We start from the raw sequence: 16,290 nt of genomic DNA on the forward strand, positions 1-16,290 counted from the left end.
GATGGACGAGAATATGTTCAAGTATGTGCTGCGAGATCAATGGTCAGTTGCGATTCAGTCTGCAAGAGAGAATTGAATCCCCCTACTCACAGCTGGAAGTTCAGCACTTCCATGATGTGCTTCGGGGATCTCTCGAAAGTGCACGTCGAGGTTGTGAATCTCTCGTGACTTCAGTCGCTCGGCGAAGTCTCTGGCGTCCCCAACTTCGGTCTCAGCTCGGAAAGCCGGTGGCTTTTCCAGCTGCAGATGACGTGGTGGGTTCAATTCGAATTCACCGACTGTCACAAGAAGACGTGTAATGCGAGAGAGTTGATTCTGTCCAGCAGGGAGTTCAGCGTGAGTTTCGTTATGTTCGCTTGCGAGTTTCCGTGAAGAGCTTTCCGGAACTGATGCTTCGATTCTGTTTCCAAATCGTTGAACGAACGTCTTCTCTTCGTTGATTAAGGAGCCGCTGTTTCACCACAAAGACGGGCTGGACGCAATGAACGTCTGAAAGCTCTCCGGGTTGGTGAGAAACATGTGGAGAGTGAAGAGGCCGCCGAAAGAATGGCCAAACAGAGTCTGGCGATTTGTGTCGATTTCAAAGCGGCGCTCGATCTCCGGTTTCAGTTCGTGTTGAATGAAGTCGAAGAATTTTTGGCACCCGCCAGTCTTCGCATCGGAAAACGGTTTCGCTTTCGTCCTGAGCCATTCTTGATCTGCTGGTGGGGTTAAATCGAAAGTTCGACGAGCCCGTCGGAGGACAGGATTGCTTTCAGTGTATCCGATCCCCACGACGACGGCTGGACGATGATTTCGCGATTGGCCTTCAACAACTGCGACCACAATCGGGAAGCTGGAATTGCCATCGGTGTGATACACGACGGGCCAACCCTGCTTGGGCCGCTCGCCACTCGGTTGAGCGACGAAGATGCGGTAGCTCTTGCCGTCAACCGAACGCATGTCGAATTGTGCCGTGTCGGGAATTCCGACTTGTTGCGCCTCGGAACCGGAAATCACTCCGGAAGGATCAGCAGCCATTCCGAGACGAACGCTCAATATTGCAATTCCCAAGATGTAAAAGATGCGATGCATAACTCGATTCCGGCAACGGCAAATACAAACATCCCAGTTTATTCTGGAAGAACTTCAAGGGTTGCGGAGAAAACCAGATAGCGGGTGTCCGCATGTTCGAGAGAAGTTTTCTGGTCTTGTGCCGAGGTCGAGATCCAATACATTCCGGGTTCATCCCATTTGACGGTGAATTCACCATGGGCATTTGTTACGGCTTTTGTCTCTTCCAATTGATTGCGATAGCGAGTCCCGCCCCGGATGACAGCTACCTCAAGTCCTTCACGAGGTTCGCCGTTTACCAGCATTCGAAAAGTCGCGTCTTCACCGGTGTACAGATCGTTCGGGTGAGTGACCGGAATCATTTCCAGTCCGTCGCCAATCGGTGTCATTGCTTTCGTAGTGGGAGTGTTCTTTGTCACAAACGTCTCGAGGCGTCCAAGACTTTCTGCGACCTGGAACTCGGTCGCGTCGGCGGGAACGGCTTCCTTAAGTTCGCTGGGCAGACCACGCCATCGCTTTCGTTCTCCGTCTTTCTCCCATGACGCAAAGCAGAACTTGCTCATGAGGGCGATGCGGTATGTACCGTTTTGAGTCAGTTCGACATCAAAAACACTGCGGTATTTTCCCATCGACTTGTTGACTGCCTCAGCTTCTGTTCCATCGGGAGCCACGATCTCCAGAAATTGCAGCTGCAATGGAACGTGGTTGAAGTAAAACAAATCGTTGGAAGCACAGGCATCGACGGTGACCCAGGCATCATCTCCTGCGAATTGCGTTTGAGATGGAAGAATCCACAGCTTATGAGCGAAGCAAGTGTTGCTCAGAATTGTCAGCATGAAAAGTGTTAAAGCAGATCGTTGAATCATCATCGAATCTCACTGTTAGGAGTGGGGGCGAAAGTCAGTCCGCACGAGGGGCGGAAACTTGAAGTGAGACTGAACCGAGTTCAGTCTCTCCCGATTCTTGAGCTTGTTGCTTCGCTTGCGGTGGCCATTGAAACGGGAGACGGACCAGTTCGCGTCCGCCCACTTCACGTGCCGCTTCGACCACCGCATTATATTGTCCGGGTTTCAAGTCTTTGAGTTTGTCTTCTGTCACGCGAATGCGATGTTGGCCAGCGCCGCGAGTCGCACCTGACACAGCGTCGACAGCGTCATCCATGTTCCGGCCGCCTCGACGCCACCATTGTCGCAAGTCGGGAAGCCATTTCTCTCCATGCCCTTCGTCGTTCACACCTTGCTGAAACCAGACAGCAACGTGTTTCACCAATGTGCGTGATTCGTCCTCGATCCAGACAGCGACATAGGGACGGTGATACTCGCGCACTCGGATTCGCGGAAGTTCAACGCTGATCAGCATGGGGATTTCGCTGCGCGTTTCTGGCTCTTCGGCGAGGCTTTGTTGTTGCAGGTTTCTGAAGAGTGCAGAAATTGATAAGAAACAGCTCATTCCTAGAATTGCCAAACGCTTCGAATTTATAGCTTGGCTCATTGTAATATCCTGAAAAAGAAGTGCTTCGGGGGAGATGTGCTTTCGTGTCTGGAACCTCAGAGAGCGAGTCTCCGGAGAAATTCACTCGCTTCACGAAACGTCTGAAAACTGACTGAACGCTTTAATAGTTCAACGCCCCTTTCCCCTTCTTTCCCTTCGAGTTTGTCCACTGGTATTCAATCTTTCCCGGTGTCTGATTGATTGTGATTTCGTAGGAGATCTTTCTCCTGTCGCTTCCCGTTGCGGTGTAGTTGCCATTTCCGGTCGGCGTCAGTTGTAGTGACATCAGTTTCAGGTCTTCAGTAATCAGGAACCGGATCTGTGATTCTTTCGCAAGACCGGCAGCGGTTGCTTCGATGTCAGCTTCTGAGGGAGGGGCGACTTCGTTACCACTGCATCCGAGCAGAACTGTGAGAATCAGGAGTGAGCAGAGGGATCTGAGTTGCTTCGTTCGCCAGTTTTAGGATCAAGCTGATTCGTGGTGCTGTTTCAGGCTTGGGGAGCTCCAACGTCTCAACGGAGTCGTTTCGAAAGAGTGAGGGGCTTGGGCCAATCGACAAAGTCGCTCATGATCGTCACGAGAATGATGCCAGACATCGGGTGGCAAAATGACGAACAAAGCGAGATCATCGGACAAGCGACAGTTGAGTTCAGTGGTCTCCGGCTTGTTATCGCAACGGGGCAACATCGGCCGGACAAGGTGTTGGCTTGCCTTAGAATGGCGTTTCAACTTCGCCACCACCGGCAGTCCATGCTCCTCGATAGACATCGCGATCGACGGAGTCGCTGATGAAATGAACGCTTCCGTCCATCATTAAGAACTGTGCTCCTCCCGTGTGATGGCTTCGTGCAGCTGTTGCTTTGGAAGATCCCCAGGCAGCGTCCGGAATGTCACTGTTTGGGGTGAGGTACCCGTTCATCACGCAGCCTCCGGGGATGACTGCTCGCAGCCATGACGTCAGTCGGAAGCCGTCTGTGTTTTGGTGTGGCGGTGCGGCGGCAACGGCGTCATACGGCTGTGCCACGAAATACATCCGGTAGAGTCGAACGTCGTTGTCCGTTCCGGTCGTGTCGCTCCCGGGACCGCGTGTTGACTCGGCAAATGCGATTGTGTTTGACGTCCCATCAATGCAGTCACGAATTCGTGTGCCTGAAGAACACCAGAAGAGTCCGTTATTGCGATTGATTGGATGGAGTTGATTGGTCCCGTCATCCGTTCCGTCGCCGCCATTGGCCGCATAATTACACCCTGCATACTCGAAAGTGTTCTGGAACGGCTCAATTGCCACGGGAGGTGCGGGATCGCTTGGGCACATGAACATGGGAACAATGGTTTTCGCGACCGGAACCATCTCTGGGGGAAGTGGTTGAGCGGCCGGGTGTCCGAGGTGGAGGTCCCAGTCAATGAGGTTTTGCAGGTTGGCCTGATCGCAATATGGCAACAGTCGGGCCAGTGGGGAAAAGTCGTCCGGGTATCCAGCTTCCAAGGTGTTTCCTGCACTGGGGAGCATTTCTGCATATGTGCTCATGTAGTTGTGCAGTGCCAGGCCGAGTTGCTTCATGTTGTTTTTGCACTGTGTTCGTCGGGCAGCTTCGCGGGCCTGCTGAACGGCTGGAAGAAGCAAAGCAATCAGGATTGCAATGATCGCGATGACGACAAGCAACTCAATGAGCGTGAAAGCGGGACGTTTGGGAGTGCCGCTTGTTGAAACGGAACGCATGGGCGGGCTTCCTGGCGGAAAAAATGGCTTTGTTTTAAACGGATTCAGCGATGACTCTGGCCAAAGCTCTTGCCGTCGCACCGTTGGATCGAGTTGAGACGGGGTCTCAGTGTCAGTAGATTAGCGGGGCGCGGATTTTCGTGCAAGGTTTTGGTGAAGACTTTTGGCTCGCAGATCGCATTCCAAGACGGAAGCAAATCGCACGCCGGTCTTCGGATTCTCGTTACTCAAGCGTGTTTTTCAAAAGACGCGGCAATGCTGTTCACTTCGCGGCGGTCCTGCATGGTCCGTGTTTCACGTTTTTTCGATTGCGATCAGTTGGAGATTGGTTGTGGTTGCTCTTGCGGGAGCGTGGCGAGAATTTCGCCACCCATGGCGAAAAGGCGGTCGCTGTCGCTTACTCGCTGAGGGAATAAAGCGTGGATTTCAGGCTGAAGTGATTGGAACAGACATTGCGATGTTGTTGCTTCATCTTGAGTTCAGCCCCATCCTTTTCACTGCCCCCTCTGTTGAACGGCCCCTGCTGTTCTCGTGTGAGCGGGCAATTGATCGCAAAAAAGAAAGCGTGATTTGATGATCGTAAATCTGGTATTCACTCTGGCGGTTGCGGCGATTCCCGCGCAGGTCGGAGAGTCGTCAGACTCTGTCGAAGCGAAGCGGAGCGAGATTGTGCAGAAAGGGCTGGCATTTCTGCGTGAACAAGGCCAGGAGGAAGATGGCTCTCTGTCCGCGCGTGTCGGTTCAGGAGTGACCTCCCTGGCGGTCGCTGCCGGATTGAAGAACGGTCTTCCGTTAAGTGACCCCCTTGTTGCGCGCGGACTCTCGTATCTTGAAGGGAAGATTCAGCCGAATGGTGGGATCTATTCGAGTGATCGGTTGCGTAATTATGAAACCTGCGTAGCGATCATGGCTCTTGCGGAAGCAAATTCCGTTGCCGGAGACGGTCGCTACGACACTGCCCTTAAGAATGCGGGCCGATTTGTTCGCGGCCTGCAAGTCGGCGTTGACGACGAGATTTCCGAGTCGGATTCCCACTTCGGGGGAGTTGGGTACAGCGGCAAGGAGCGGCCTGATCTTTCGAATACAGCATTCTTTATCGAGGCACTGAAATCTCTCGACACTCCACCCGATGATCCCGCGATTCTGAGGGCGTTGGTGTTTGTTTCACGTTGTCAAAACCTTGATGCCCAGTGGAATGACACTGTGTTCGCGGACAAGGTGAAGGATGGCGGGTTCTACTATGTCATCCCAACGGAAACGGTCGATCCCTCGGCTTCAGAACGGTACACGGAAAATGGCGGTCTGAGAAGTTATGGTTCGATGTCGTACGCCGGTTTCAAAAGTCTGGTCTATGCTGGGCTTGAGAAAGACGACCCTCGGGCGAAGGCCGTCCTTGAGTGGATTTCCGCGAATTACTCCCTGCAGGAAAATCCCGGGCAAGGAATCGCGGGGTTGTATTATTACTTTCACACATTTGGGACTGCGCTGGATGCGTCTGGGTTGGAAGTGATTTCGACCCCTGATGGAGAGAAGGATTGGCGGACGGATCTTGTTCTTCATCTCGGGAAGTCACAACGCCCCGACGGTTCTTGGGTCAATGAAAATCGTCAATGGTTTGAAAATGATGCGAATCTCTGCACCGCCTTTGCGTTGCTTTCGCTGTCCCATGCAAAGGGTTCCGAAGAATGACTGACGGTGTGCCTCAGGCAGCAGAAACGTCGGGGGCTGAGAGCGAGTTGTCAAACTTTCGTGGCAAGCAGTACTGGCTGCGTGGTGTGGTCCTGTTGGTCGCTCTCAACGCTCTGTTTCTGGCTGTCGTAGTGACTTGGGTCTACTTTGATTCTGGTGCCCCATCTCGGTCATCGCCCTTCCTGAATAAGTTTCGCTGGTGGTCTCAGCCCTGGGGTGTGTACGTTCCAGCTGTTGCTGACGCTCTGGGGGCTGGGGCATCTCAGGGGGCGGCCATGCTTGGGGTTTTGCTCTCTTGTTTCTCGCTGCTGCTTGTTATTCTCTCGTTGAAAGGAGTCCGCAATGCTGGCGAGCTTGTTCTCCCAATATTCGCTGGTGCGATTGGAATTGGGTGGCTTCTGCTGGGGGTGAATTGGGACGTGATTCGCCTCCGTGGGCAGTCGATGGAACTTGCTCGCCACGTTGAAGGTGTCAGCGAGTTCGCAAGGCAGCTCGAAGAGGAATGGCCGGATCAGGATGGTGAGATCGAGGGATTCGGTGCGTTTCTGGGGTATCCTTACGGCACTCCTCGCACATTGCTGATGTTGGGAGAGGCGTGTGTTCCCAAGACGGAGTTGCGAATCGCGGCAGTTGAACGGACGCCCGGAGAGTCCATCCGGTTTCAACTCTCCGGCGGCTCATCGGATGTCTGGTTTGAGTGGCGAGTTGTCGAAAATGCCCCGGCAAGCTTTGCGGGAGGGTTGCAACAGAACTACTCGCCAAAGGCAAGCTTTATGGTGGCGGACAAACTCTTTCTGGTTCGCTACGCGCTGTCTGGTCCGGAGCCTTCGGGTTCTCTGTGATCAGGTGAGGCGAGGTGCCCTGGTTGTCGCCGGGTGGGGTTGGAATGACTCGATCTTTACGGTGGGCGACGACTCGACTGGTGTGTTTCTCGGATAATCCGCATTGCCGATCGCGTTTGGCTTGACAAAGTTTACCATTTATTGAGAATGAGTCTTAATATCATGTTGGGCACCCCGTTTAGCTCTGAGCTTGGAGTGGGGTTGGTCACATTTGATATTGGTGACCGCCCAGGAAACGGCGACATGGCCAGCCACCCACGGTCTTTTGCCCAGGCAGCTAGCACTCCTTTGCGTTGTGGAAATTTCGTCCTGCTATGTGCGGGCTTGATGGAAATCCTTGTTGCTGACTCTTTCGGTTTCGTCTCCAGGTTGAAAGCAGCAAACATTTTCATTGGTCAGTACTTCCCGGAGTATCAGTATGACGGCTGCATTGTTTGAGGATGCTCTCAAAGCTTATGAATCGGGTGAATTCGAAGACTCCCTCAAGTTGACCAAGGAATTTCTTCGCCATCAGAAGGAAGACGGTCGAGGATGGGGGGGCTGGGGCTCATTCAATATAGTCGCGGACGTCTCGCAGTTTCGGTGTCTGCGATTGAGAGAGCCTCCCTGTATGTGCCGCTGCGATCAGTGAGTCGTGTTTGTCTTGCTCTGGGGTACGTGGGAGTCGGGCAAGAGCGACTTGGTCGTGATTTGCTAGTGGATCTCGTGGATGAACCCGCCCTGACAACGGACTTGCTTCTACAGGTAGCGGCAGGTCTTGATTCCCTCGGTGAGCCGGGGGCTGCTCTTCAGGCGGCACGCGCAGCGACGGAACAAGACCCCGATCATGCACAGGCGTTTTACGATCTCGGGTACTACGTCGGACGTTGCGGATACCCAACGAGTGTGACTGAGGCATTGGCTCGACATGCGATCTCGCTTGACCCGGAACGAGTCTGTTTTCGCATCGGATTGGCGAAGCTGTTCGTCGGTCATCAAAGAGAAGATGAGGCTTACGAGCTGATTCAAGATCTTTCGAATGTGCAGATAAGACAAGTCGATTGCCAGAATTGTTTGCAGCGAATTGTTGAGCTTTGCGAAAACGTTGGTGACTATCGCCGAGTCATCTTGTGTCGCGAGAGGCTGCTGCAACTCGAGCTGAGAGAGTATTTGAGCGACTGCTAAAGAGTTTCTGCAACGACAAGCGAAAGGACTAATTCGAGATGGAGTCGTTCGAATTGCTCGCAAAGCACTTGGAAATTTTTCTGTTGATCGGCCTTTTCATGTTGGTATGGAAAGCCGTCGATTTTTCTTTTCGTCGACGCTTCATCCGCCGAAATCCGCGGATTCGAAAGTTCCGTGCGATGCTATCGCTCCACAGAAGCGGTGTGGAGCGTTCACAGTTGATGGGAATGTTCGGAAGAACCGCCGTGACGAAGGACTTTCGTCAGATCAATACTCGGCTGCTTTCCGAATTTCGTCGTGGGTTAATGTTCGTCCTTGTGCCATCTCTTTTCGTATGAGTTAAGAATGCGAACCGATGGCAGCGATCGAGCCATACTCGACAAGGGTAATTTGGAATCTTGAGGTACGCTCAGTTTTCGCATAGCAACCTATTTGTACTTCGGTCTGCGGCAGGTTCGCATTTTAAGTTTAATTAGACGGGAAGACTTCCATCCTATGACTATCTTCAGAGCCTTTCTGCCGTTTCTTTTTGTGTTCGGTGTTTTGGCACGAGCACAGACAGCGTCAGCCAGCGACTTTCAATACTTTCACGAGAACGTCCTCGGGACTTCACTTGAAATCCGGGTTGATATCGATTCGGAAGATGTCGCCGCGCAAGTTGAATCAACTGTCCTGGAAGAGATTGATCGACTTGATCAGATTTTGAGTCGCTACAAAGTCGACAGCGAATTGATGCGGTGGCAACGCGGAGAGAATGTCAGGGGAATCTCAGACGATCTGGCCATTGTTCTATCGCATGCGGAGCAATGGAGGGTGCGAACCGGTGGGGCATTCGATGTTCGCTCCGGGGTTCTCGATGCCATTTGGGATCAAGCAGAGAAGGACAATCATCTTCCATCCGGTGAGCAACTGAAGTTGGTGACAGAGCAACTGACGTGTTCTCCGTGGCGAAAAGAATCGAGTCGATCATTCGATCGGAACGATAACCTTCCGGTCAGCTTAGATGGGCTCGCGAAAGGTTATATTCTGGATTCGGTATGCATGTTGATCGAAGCTCGTTTCCCGTCGGTTCGCCAAATGACGATCAACATTGGAGGAGATCTTCGGAAGACAGGTCAAGATGCACTGTTTGTTGCTATCGCGGATCCGGAAAATCCAGCTGTAAATACGACACCGCTGGCGAGAGTGGAAATCGTAGGGGAAGCTGGTGTGGCGACGAGTGGCGGATATCACAGAACCTATAAAATTGATGGGCATCAGTACTCCCACATTTTAGATCCCCGCACAGGACAACCAGTGAAAACGGTTGTGAGCGCAACGGTGATCGCCCCAACGGCAATGGAATCCGACGCAGCTGCGACGGCTGTAAGTGTTCTTGGAATGCACGACGGAATCCGTTTGATTGAAAAGATCCCCGGTTTTGAATGCCTGATTTTGGATGAGCAAGGAGAGGTGACCGTCTCTTCGGGATGGCCGACAAGTGGTTCTCGCGCTGGACTGAGTTTCGTTGCGTTTGAAGAAGAAGTCCCAGAGGACGACTCTGCGGAAGTGAAAACACCGGCCCATGGAATTTTTGTCGACTTCAGTTTGCCTCGCCAGACTGGTGGACGATATCGACGACCGTACGTAGCGGTCTGGCTTGAAGACGAAGTTGGATATCCAGTCAAAATAGCTGTCTTGTGGCTAATGAAGGAACAGCTGGGGGCTCGCTGGTACAGGGACTTGACTCGGTGGTATCGGAGCGACCGACTTCGAAGAATTGTCGAAGAGTCGAATTTGATTGAAACAGTTTCCTCAGCGACTCGCGGACCGGGGGAATACGATGCTCATTTCGATGGAACAGACAACTTAGGGAGAAGACTTCCTTACGGGAAATACACGCTCTGCTTGGAAGTTGCTCGCGAACACGGAACTTATCAGATTATCCGGCAATCGGTGCAACTCGGCACGCAACCCATCGAGGATCAGGAGCTGAAAGGCAACGATGAAATCAATGATGCCTCTTTTCGCTATGTTCCCTGGCCTGATCATTAAACATTAAACTCGAGTTGTTAAGTTGCATGTTTTCTACACTCGAAAAATTTGCAATCGAGTGTCCGCTCTGCTTGTGGAATTCTTTTTATGGTCACGTCAACCGGTCTCTTCGAGGAACAGCAGAGTCCTCCTCGAAAGCGTAAATGGTATGCGAAGAGTGCAGCGGCATTTCGATGGGTTCACATCTACTTCTCAATGTTCGGTTTCGCAACCTTGATGTTTTTTGCTTTTACTGGGATGACTCTTAACCATCCAACATGGTTTGGTGCAGGTGAGCAAACGATTCGTGACTTACAGGGAGAGATTCCTGATACTGTCATCGGGGGTGTCGTTGAAAGTCCGACCGGTCCGCAGGGGGATGTCTCTGAACTCAAGATCACTGTCGACGAACTCGCCATCGCCGAATTGCTGCGCGCGGAACATCACCTCAAGGGGCGGGTCACGGAATTTGAAGTGGACGAATTTGAGTGCATGATCGTTTTCAAGGGGCCGGGGTATGCTGCGGACATCTTCCTCGATCACGAAACCGGAGAATACACTCTGGCGGAAACGGCGAGTGGGCTGATGGCAGTCATGAACGATCTTCACAAAGGGCGAGATTCAGGAGCAGAGTGGAGCCTGGTCATTGATATCTCTGCTGTCCTCACGATGCTCTTGTCGTTCTCCGGCTTCGGCCTGCTCTTCTATGTTCGTCGCCTCCGGCTTTCCGGAGTGATTACAGCCTTCATCGGAACTGTCGTGTTGGTCGCTTCCTGGGCGATCTGGGTGCCATAACGCTTTCGAGCAGCTGGACAAGGACGCAAGATTCCGATGGACCAACTTGCAACATGCGGGGAGAAGTTTCAGAATCCCCGAAAGCTGGGAATACCGAGCTCATGATTTCGATGAAGTCTTGGTCTTGAATCTCGCTTCTCGCGAGTCAACATTGGCGATCCAGGATGGATTTTGCGAGTGTTGTATTCGTGTTTCGAAATCACTCTTTTCATCCCATGGACAATACAGTTTCTCATGTCTGCCCGGTGCTTGCTGCAATTTCAGTGAAATCTGGAGCAGCTCTTCGCAGGTTTGTTGAGGCTTGCGAGGTGATAGTAAACGCTAAAGAGCCCTGTGAGTTTCACTCTAGAACGAAAATAGAACAAGGGAAACTTGATGAGTCGATCACCGCGTCAGGCACTTTCGTTGAGTGCTTGGGTTATCGTAATTGGTTGCCATTTTAGCGTTGCTTCCGCCAGCGATCCAAAATCTGACGAAGGAGTTCTCTTTCATGACTCCCATTTTCATTTGACGAATTATGTCCAGGAGGGGCCGAGTCTGTCAGAGTTTCTTCGACTGATGGGGACGAAGGTGGGGCGAAGCATGGTGAGCGGAATTCCATTGCAGCAACAGTGGATGTATGCCAATACCGGCGACTTCGCGCCGACATATTACACTCAGACTGATGCGCCGCTTTACTATTATTCATTTACAGATGCCATTATCGCTCACGAGTACCTTCGCCTTAAGCCCGAGGAGCGAAAACGTTTTGACCCCATGATCACCGGGTTCAATCCGACCGACATGTACGCGGCCGACCATATCCGGCGCGTCCTGATGACTTTTCCGGGAGTTTTCTCGGGAATCGGCGAGTTCTCGATCCACAAGGAATTCGTTTCCTCGAAAATCTCAGGAGAGGTAGCCACGCTGGAGAACAAGGCGTTGGATCGCATTCTCGAATTCGCCGGTGAGGTCGGACTTCCAGTTGTTCTTCACTGCGACGTCAATACGCCCTTCCCTCGTCCGGATCAAGATCCTTACATCGTCGTCAAGCTCAAAGAACTCGCAGATCGACATCCCGAAACCGTCGTCATTTGGGCACATATCGGTTTGGGACGAGTCGTCAGGCCGGTCAAGGATCAACTGGCGATGGTGGAACGTGGGCTGCGCGAACGCGAATCGAAGAACATTCACTTTGACATCTCATGGGATGAAACAGCGAAATACCTGGTGGGGAAACCGGAAGCGATTGAAGCGACCGCCGACTTAATCAATCGCTTTCCGACTCGCTTTTTGTTCGGAACCGATTGTGTAGCTCCCAAGACGCAGGAGCAGTATCTCGAGGTCTACGAAATGTACGAACCTCTGTTGTCGCAACTGACTCCTGAAGCGAAGCACCTTCTGTTGAAGGGGAATTATGAGCGAATCTTCGATGAAGCTCGTCGAAGCGTAAGAGTCAAAGAATGTTCGAAGGCAACCGGCGCCTCCGCGTGATTGAGAACTCGGCTGACTTGACGCCACAGCTCTGATCGCGTACACCTTTCTAGGTGCACACAGATTGCAAGTGAGTTGTATGTGTTCAGTCTGGCTGGGCATAAACAACAGCGGGGGAACGGGAGGACCCTGCTGCTGGATCGTCAAGGAAGATGACTCGCCCCTCGACAAGGAGTCACTGATGGTGTTGGTAACGTGCAATAGAATGCTGTTGATGCTTGGGATGGGATTTGCGTTCTGGTCATCGGTTTTAGTTGAGAATTTGTGTGCAAAGCAGGACTTTGCTTTGTCAGGTCATGCGTTGGCCAAAAGTGTTTCTATCAACATTCGACTCAAAGAAGCAGGTCGACTCACGAATTCGGTCGAACCATGCGGAACCAAAATTGTCTATGTCGAAGGATACGGACCTGCTGGCGAATTGGCTCAATGGCTGGCATCTCGAACTGAAATTGAAGAGTTGAATCTGATTTGCATCTGCTTTGTCGAATCGGACATTCAAGCCATCTTGAGCCTACCGAAACTGACTCACCTCAATTTTCGCGGCTGCCGACTGACGTTCGATCAACTCAACAAATTGAAGGCGCATCGATCCAGACCCACGATCGAACTCACTGGTGTGGTCTTGCTGTCAGAATGATAAGGCATGTCGAATAGAGACGCGACATGCACTGGTGCCGAGCGCGTTTGGCGTTTTGTGGAGCACGCATTGCGCGTCGAGGACGTCGAATGACATGTCACGTCATTCCGGATGCTTGTCCCCATTCTGGGTTCGCCCTTGTCCGAAGCATTCACCGATCACCACTTCTTGCAAAACCAGATCATTTCCGAAGATTGAAAGTCGCTTGGTCCATTGCCCGACCGTTGAGTTGCAACGTCAGACCATGTTCGCCGGGGTAAAGTTTGTAAGTAGTTGCGTTTGCTTTAAGCACGTGTTTCTTCTTAATCGTGACCGTAGAACTTTTTTTGAGGTCCAGCTGTTTCAGTTTAAAAACTTTCGGGCTCGTTGTTCCATTGGCTTTCATGAAATCGATCACATAATCGATCAGTACAGGTTCGTCTCGCTTTGCGGTCACGTTAAATGAAAATTCGAGCGCCTCGCCAAATTTAAGTGTTGAACGCTTTAACCTGAACTGCGAGATCTCAATCTTCGGGTTTGAGCGGAAGCCCAGCACTTCGAGAGCTTTCGAATCACCTTTCTTGATCAAAGTTCTCAAGGCGTGTTTTGTCATCCAGTGCAATTCAGGGCTGTTCTGCACTGCGAGATCTTTCCAGCGAGTCAATGTTTCGATGACTACCAAAGGATCCGTCTTTGCAATGTCGTTCAGATGATTGGCAACTGAGCGAGTTACATACCGAGTGGGATCGGCGTGAAGTGTGTCGAGTAAGGGAATTGCAGACGTACATGGAATGACGAGTCGTCCCGACCAGGGCAATCGGGGACGCGTGCCCTCGCTCGCGAGCCGTCGCACATGATAGTTCGAATCAGTCGCCCATTTCGCAAGTTCGGCCATTGTGTCTTCAGTGTGCTCATTGATAAATGAGCGAATGGCGTCTTCCATCGAGAATCGCATCGTCAACTGTTTCAGGGTTCGTAGCGAAAGTTTGACATGTCGCTTTTCGAGTCCGTTTCGAACCACATACTCCCCGAGCGGAGCGAAAATAAAATCCCCGAAGTCATTGTCGGTTTTCGAAGGATCAAGCGGCGGTGGAAGTGCTGACGTGATCTGTCGAGTTGCGACGCGAAAATCATCGGACAGGAAGTTCTCAAGGACACTCGCTAGATGGACGACTCTCTGCTTTAACTCCAGCTTCGTGAGTTGATCTATTGACTGGCGGACGAAATTTGCCTTGTCGAATCCTGAGTCTGTCGACGCAAAGAGGTCGGCGAGATAATTGACTCGCTCCGAATTGAAGAGCTGGTCTTTGAGGCTGAAACTCTCAGTGGAATGCTCTGCCACAACTCGATCCTGCTGGTTCCTTTGACGCGGGGCTTGGTTGATGCCGAGAATTGTAATGCAGTTGAGAAATCGATGCGCTCCTGAAACTCCAGATAGGAAAGATCTTCGGAACGGGTTTCAATCTCGAAGCCCGAGGCCTCTAATTGTGACTCATTCGGAATCAGTCGTCCAACTGCCTACGGAGAGAAGACCGGTGATTGCTTCAAGTCACTCAGCTGCCACCTTCGACCATCTTCCTCCCTGCCCCGTCGGCGGTCTCAGTTGCCTCGTTTTGTCGTATGAATATGCGAACATTCCTCCCGGACCTGCAATTGAGGCGACAGTCCCATCATTGTTGCAGATGTGCGTTTCGCTCACGGAATTGCCAAACGTCTGACCGGTGAGTCTTCCGGAATCATGATACGCTCTGGTGAGGTGAGTCGTCATCCCCTCCTCAATCGTATAGAGTAATCCCCGAGAATTATTCGTCTTCACAATCTCTGTCGCGTCATATTCGAAACGCTGTTCGACGTGTTCAAAGTCGGACAGCAGCTTCAAACGGCTTCGCCTCCTAGAAAGTATTCTGGGCCACCCGCGGTTACGAAAAACCTGACAAAAATCCCAATCAAACCTGTCTTTCCAAGACAGTCGCTACGCCACTAACGCCGACTCCCCAACCGCTTTTGATTAACCATGACTTGGAAGTTCACTTCCTTTAAATTTCAACAACTCGCCAGTCCATCCAGGCAACGGAGTGTTCGGAAGAACGAGCAATCCTTGCAGATCAACATCATTAGCCCACGGGTCTTCGATTGAAGATTTTGGACTTCGAGAGTCGGAGTACCAGAAAGGCCCGATAGAACTTGGCTTGCGAGTAGACGAGAAAAGCGTCAGCCACTTTGCCCACTCGGAACACCGCACTTCTAAGTTGCCTGGGGGTAATCCAATAACCAAATCCTCACGATTTGTTGCGATCGCAAGCAACGCAAAATTACGCCCGTTCCAGTCAATATCTTCCTTGCGCCTAATGTGATCGACCGTATTCGAAACGGCGAGAGTCATCAGATTTGAATTAAAGTTACGTCCGCGCCAGGCAATAAACTGAAAAATCGCAGATCGTTTGTCAATATCACTGGAAATCAGTTTCATCTGGTGCGCGGCCGATGCCCGAGAACACTTCACCCACGTTTCACCACTTGATTCAACACTGTGAATTCGTGCTGACGCCTGAATTGAGAAGAGGACACCTTCAGCTGCGAGAAGCAGCTTAAAACCATCACGTCCATTTCTTGAAAGCGCCTCATCAAGATACGAATTGATAAAATTTTCGTAATTGTCTGCATTAGAATGAATTGCAGACACAAAGATTTCGTGCATTTTGTAGTTTGCAACCGTCCAAGCTGCAATCTCAGCCTGTATTTCATCATCCGCTTGTAGTTCGGGATTTACAACTATTGAAACGGATGAAATCTGATCACACAGCGCCTCGACGGAAGGAACAGAATTTTGCGCTTCGCATGTCGCAGATTGGATGAATACACATGCACAACGAACCAGTAACAATAAAACGACATAACAATATTGCATCAATAAATCCTTCCTTCTAATGGGTAAGGTCAACATTGATTCCGCCACTAAAATCATACGTCCCACTTCCTCCCAATGGAGCAGGGTGGCATTGCTAGATCGAATCGAAGGGGGCCATGTCCTCGCTTGCGTGGACATGCAGTTCACGTTCTCTGTCGGAACAATCCGGTCTTTACGAAGTAATTCTTCCATACTTCTAGGCTGGGTGGCACGGTCGATGCTCCTTGAGAACATCGCTCTCCAAAGGTCATTGATCAGCAAGGTCATTCGTCGATAACAGGAGAAGGTCAGCTCGTGCAAATGCCCGGCTTCGTGAAAGTGCTTGATCCGCTTTCGGTGAGGAGTCTGCATCAAACCATCGTACGTCCAGCAAACACTGCAGGACAAGCCAGCAGTGGCACCCAACGCCGTTAACCGTATGAAGTCAGTGTTAGGGGTGTGATTTTTTGGGCGAGGAGGTTCAGGTCAGCTGAAGGTGGCTTGATTGTCGGTGGACCGGGTGGTTTGCGAGTTCGACGCTGCGGA

16 protein-coding genes are annotated in these 16,290 nt (G+C 51.6%); 8 read left to right on the forward strand and 8 right to left on the reverse strand.

The features are described from left to right. Nucleotides 1-456: 456 nt before the first annotated feature. The 5 genes from KOR42_RS20985 to KOR42_RS21000 all read right to left on the reverse strand — a co-directional run bounded on the left by KOR42_RS20985 (nucleotide 457) and on the right by KOR42_RS21000 (nucleotide 4,265). Complete coding sequence (locus KOR42_RS20985; RefSeq protein WP_146511796.1) at nucleotides 457-1,074, reverse strand: alpha/beta hydrolase; 618 nt, start codon at nucleotides 1,072-1,074, stop codon at nucleotides 457-459. A gap of 38 nt (nucleotides 1,075-1,112) precedes the next feature. Beyond that, entirely contained in the window at nucleotides 1,113-1,916 is an 804-nt protein-coding gene (locus KOR42_RS20990) for a DUF4198 domain-containing protein (RefSeq protein ID WP_390620911.1), read from the reverse strand. Nucleotides 1,917-1,953: 37 nt separating this feature from the next. After that, on the reverse strand, nucleotides 1,954-2,544 hold the full coding sequence (locus KOR42_RS20995) for a DUF2271 domain-containing protein (protein WP_231741050.1): 591 nt from the start codon (nucleotides 2,542-2,544) through the stop codon (nucleotides 1,954-1,956). A 121-nt stretch (nucleotides 2,545-2,665) separates the two neighbouring features. After that, nucleotides 2,666-2,830, reverse strand: coding sequence for a hypothetical protein (locus tag KOR42_RS26905; protein WP_197441419.1), 165 nt, complete (start codon nucleotides 2,828-2,830; stop codon nucleotides 2,666-2,668). Nucleotides 2,831-3,257: 427 nt separating this feature from the next. Then, complete coding sequence (locus KOR42_RS21000) at nucleotides 3,258-4,265, reverse strand: DUF1559 domain-containing protein (protein ID WP_146511798.1); 1,008 nt, start codon at nucleotides 4,263-4,265, stop codon at nucleotides 3,258-3,260. Nucleotides 4,266-4,838: 573 nt separating this feature from the next. Here KOR42_RS21000 and KOR42_RS21010 point away from each other — a divergent pair. From KOR42_RS21010 to KOR42_RS21045, 8 genes are all read left to right on the forward strand, one after another. Further along, entirely contained in the window at nucleotides 4,839-5,954 is a 1,116-nt protein-coding gene (locus KOR42_RS21010) for a prenyltransferase/squalene oxidase repeat-containing protein (protein WP_197441420.1), read from the forward strand. Further along, nucleotides 5,951-6,796 (forward strand): hypothetical protein, encoded by an 846-nt coding sequence (locus KOR42_RS21015; protein ID WP_146511800.1) that lies wholly within the window; start codon nucleotides 5,951-5,953, stop codon nucleotides 6,794-6,796. The genes KOR42_RS21010 and KOR42_RS21015 overlap by 4 nt, the downstream gene beginning before the upstream one ends. Nucleotides 6,797-7,214: 418 nt before the next feature. Then, the gene (locus tag KOR42_RS21020; protein WP_146511801.1) at nucleotides 7,215-7,427 is read left to right on the forward strand and encodes a hypothetical protein; all 213 of its coding nucleotides are present in this window, start codon (nucleotides 7,215-7,217) and stop codon (nucleotides 7,425-7,427) included. Further along, nucleotides 7,409-7,960: a hypothetical protein gene (locus KOR42_RS21025; protein ID WP_231741051.1), complete on the forward strand. Its 552-nt coding sequence runs from the start codon at nucleotides 7,409-7,411 to the stop codon at nucleotides 7,958-7,960. The genes KOR42_RS21020 and KOR42_RS21025 overlap by 19 nt, the downstream gene beginning before the upstream one ends. Nucleotides 7,961-8,455: 495 nt before the next feature. After that, complete coding sequence (locus KOR42_RS21030) at nucleotides 8,456-9,994, forward strand: DUF2271 domain-containing protein (protein WP_146511803.1); 1,539 nt, start codon at nucleotides 8,456-8,458, stop codon at nucleotides 9,992-9,994. 87 nt (nucleotides 9,995-10,081) lie between these two features. Continuing rightward, nucleotides 10,082-10,768 carry a PepSY-associated TM helix domain-containing protein gene (locus tag KOR42_RS21035; RefSeq protein WP_146511804.1) on the forward strand — a complete coding sequence of 229 codons (687 nt, stop codon included), beginning with the start codon at nucleotides 10,082-10,084 and terminating at the stop codon, nucleotides 10,766-10,768. Nucleotides 10,769-11,143: 375 nt separating this feature from the next. Then, nucleotides 11,144-12,241, forward strand: a complete 1,098-nt coding sequence (locus KOR42_RS21040; protein ID WP_146511805.1) for an amidohydrolase family protein — start codon at nucleotides 11,144-11,146, stop codon at nucleotides 12,239-12,241. A gap of 181 nt (nucleotides 12,242-12,422) precedes the next feature. Continuing rightward, the gene (locus KOR42_RS21045) at nucleotides 12,423-12,878 is read left to right on the forward strand and encodes a hypothetical protein (protein ID WP_146511806.1); all 456 of its coding nucleotides are present in this window, start codon (nucleotides 12,423-12,425) and stop codon (nucleotides 12,876-12,878) included. A gap of 181 nt (nucleotides 12,879-13,059) precedes the next feature. Here the strand turns inward: KOR42_RS21045 and KOR42_RS21050 are convergent, their stop codons facing one another. From KOR42_RS21050 to KOR42_RS21060, 3 genes are all read right to left on the reverse strand, one after another. Further along, entirely contained in the window at nucleotides 13,060-14,199 is a 1,140-nt protein-coding gene (locus KOR42_RS21050) for a hypothetical protein (RefSeq protein ID WP_146511807.1), read from the reverse strand. A 207-nt stretch (nucleotides 14,200-14,406) separates the two neighbouring features. Then, the gene (locus KOR42_RS21055) at nucleotides 14,407-14,736 is read right to left on the reverse strand and encodes a hypothetical protein (RefSeq protein WP_146511808.1); all 330 of its coding nucleotides are present in this window, start codon (nucleotides 14,734-14,736) and stop codon (nucleotides 14,407-14,409) included. Between the two features lie 129 nt (nucleotides 14,737-14,865). Continuing rightward, on the reverse strand, nucleotides 14,866-16,116 hold the full coding sequence (locus tag KOR42_RS21060) for a hypothetical protein (RefSeq protein WP_146511809.1): 1,251 nt from the start codon (nucleotides 16,114-16,116) through the stop codon (nucleotides 14,866-14,868). Nucleotides 16,117-16,290 lie beyond the last annotated feature (174 nt).

The sequence above is a fragment of the Thalassoglobus neptunius genome (genome assembly GCF_007859735.1).
GTDB classification, from domain to species: Bacteria; Planctomycetota; Planctomycetia; order Planctomycetales; family Planctomycetaceae; genus Thalassoglobus; species Thalassoglobus neptunius.

What these genes read in the sequence shown, in the direction of transcription:
- KOR42_RS20985 (WP_146511796.1), bottom strand. Translation starts at nt 1,074, where the DNA reads ATGCATCGCATCTTTTACATCTTGGGAATTGCAATATTGAGCGTTCGT.
- KOR42_RS20995 (WP_231741050.1), bottom strand. Translation starts at nt 2,544, where the DNA reads ATGAGCCAAGCTATAAATTCGAAGCGTTTGGCAATTCTAGGAATGAGC.
- KOR42_RS26905 (WP_197441419.1), bottom strand. Translation starts at nt 2,830, where the DNA reads ATGTCACTACAACTGACGCCGACCGGAAATGGCAACTACACCGCAACG.
- KOR42_RS21000 (WP_146511798.1), bottom strand. Translation starts at nt 4,265, where the DNA reads ATGCGTTCCGTTTCAACAAGCGGCACTCCCAAACGTCCCGCTTTCACG.
- KOR42_RS21010 (WP_197441420.1), top strand. Translation starts at nt 4,839, where the DNA reads ATGATCGTAAATCTGGTATTCACTCTGGCGGTTGCGGCGATTCCCGCG.
- KOR42_RS21015 (WP_146511800.1), top strand. Translation starts at nt 5,951, where the DNA reads ATGACTGACGGTGTGCCTCAGGCAGCAGAAACGTCGGGGGCTGAGAGC.
- KOR42_RS21020 (WP_146511801.1), top strand. Translation starts at nt 7,215, where the DNA reads ATGACGGCTGCATTGTTTGAGGATGCTCTCAAAGCTTATGAATCGGGT.
- KOR42_RS21030 (WP_146511803.1), top strand. Translation starts at nt 8,456, where the DNA reads ATGACTATCTTCAGAGCCTTTCTGCCGTTTCTTTTTGTGTTCGGTGTT.
- KOR42_RS21035 (WP_146511804.1), top strand. Translation starts at nt 10,082, where the DNA reads ATGGTCACGTCAACCGGTCTCTTCGAGGAACAGCAGAGTCCTCCTCGA.
- KOR42_RS21040 (WP_146511805.1), top strand. Translation starts at nt 11,144, where the DNA reads ATGAGTCGATCACCGCGTCAGGCACTTTCGTTGAGTGCTTGGGTTATC.
- KOR42_RS21045 (WP_146511806.1), top strand. Translation starts at nt 12,423, where the DNA reads ATGGTGTTGGTAACGTGCAATAGAATGCTGTTGATGCTTGGGATGGGA.
- KOR42_RS21060 (WP_146511809.1), bottom strand. Translation starts at nt 16,116, where the DNA reads ATGCAGACTCCTCACCGAAAGCGGATCAAGCACTTTCACGAAGCCGGG.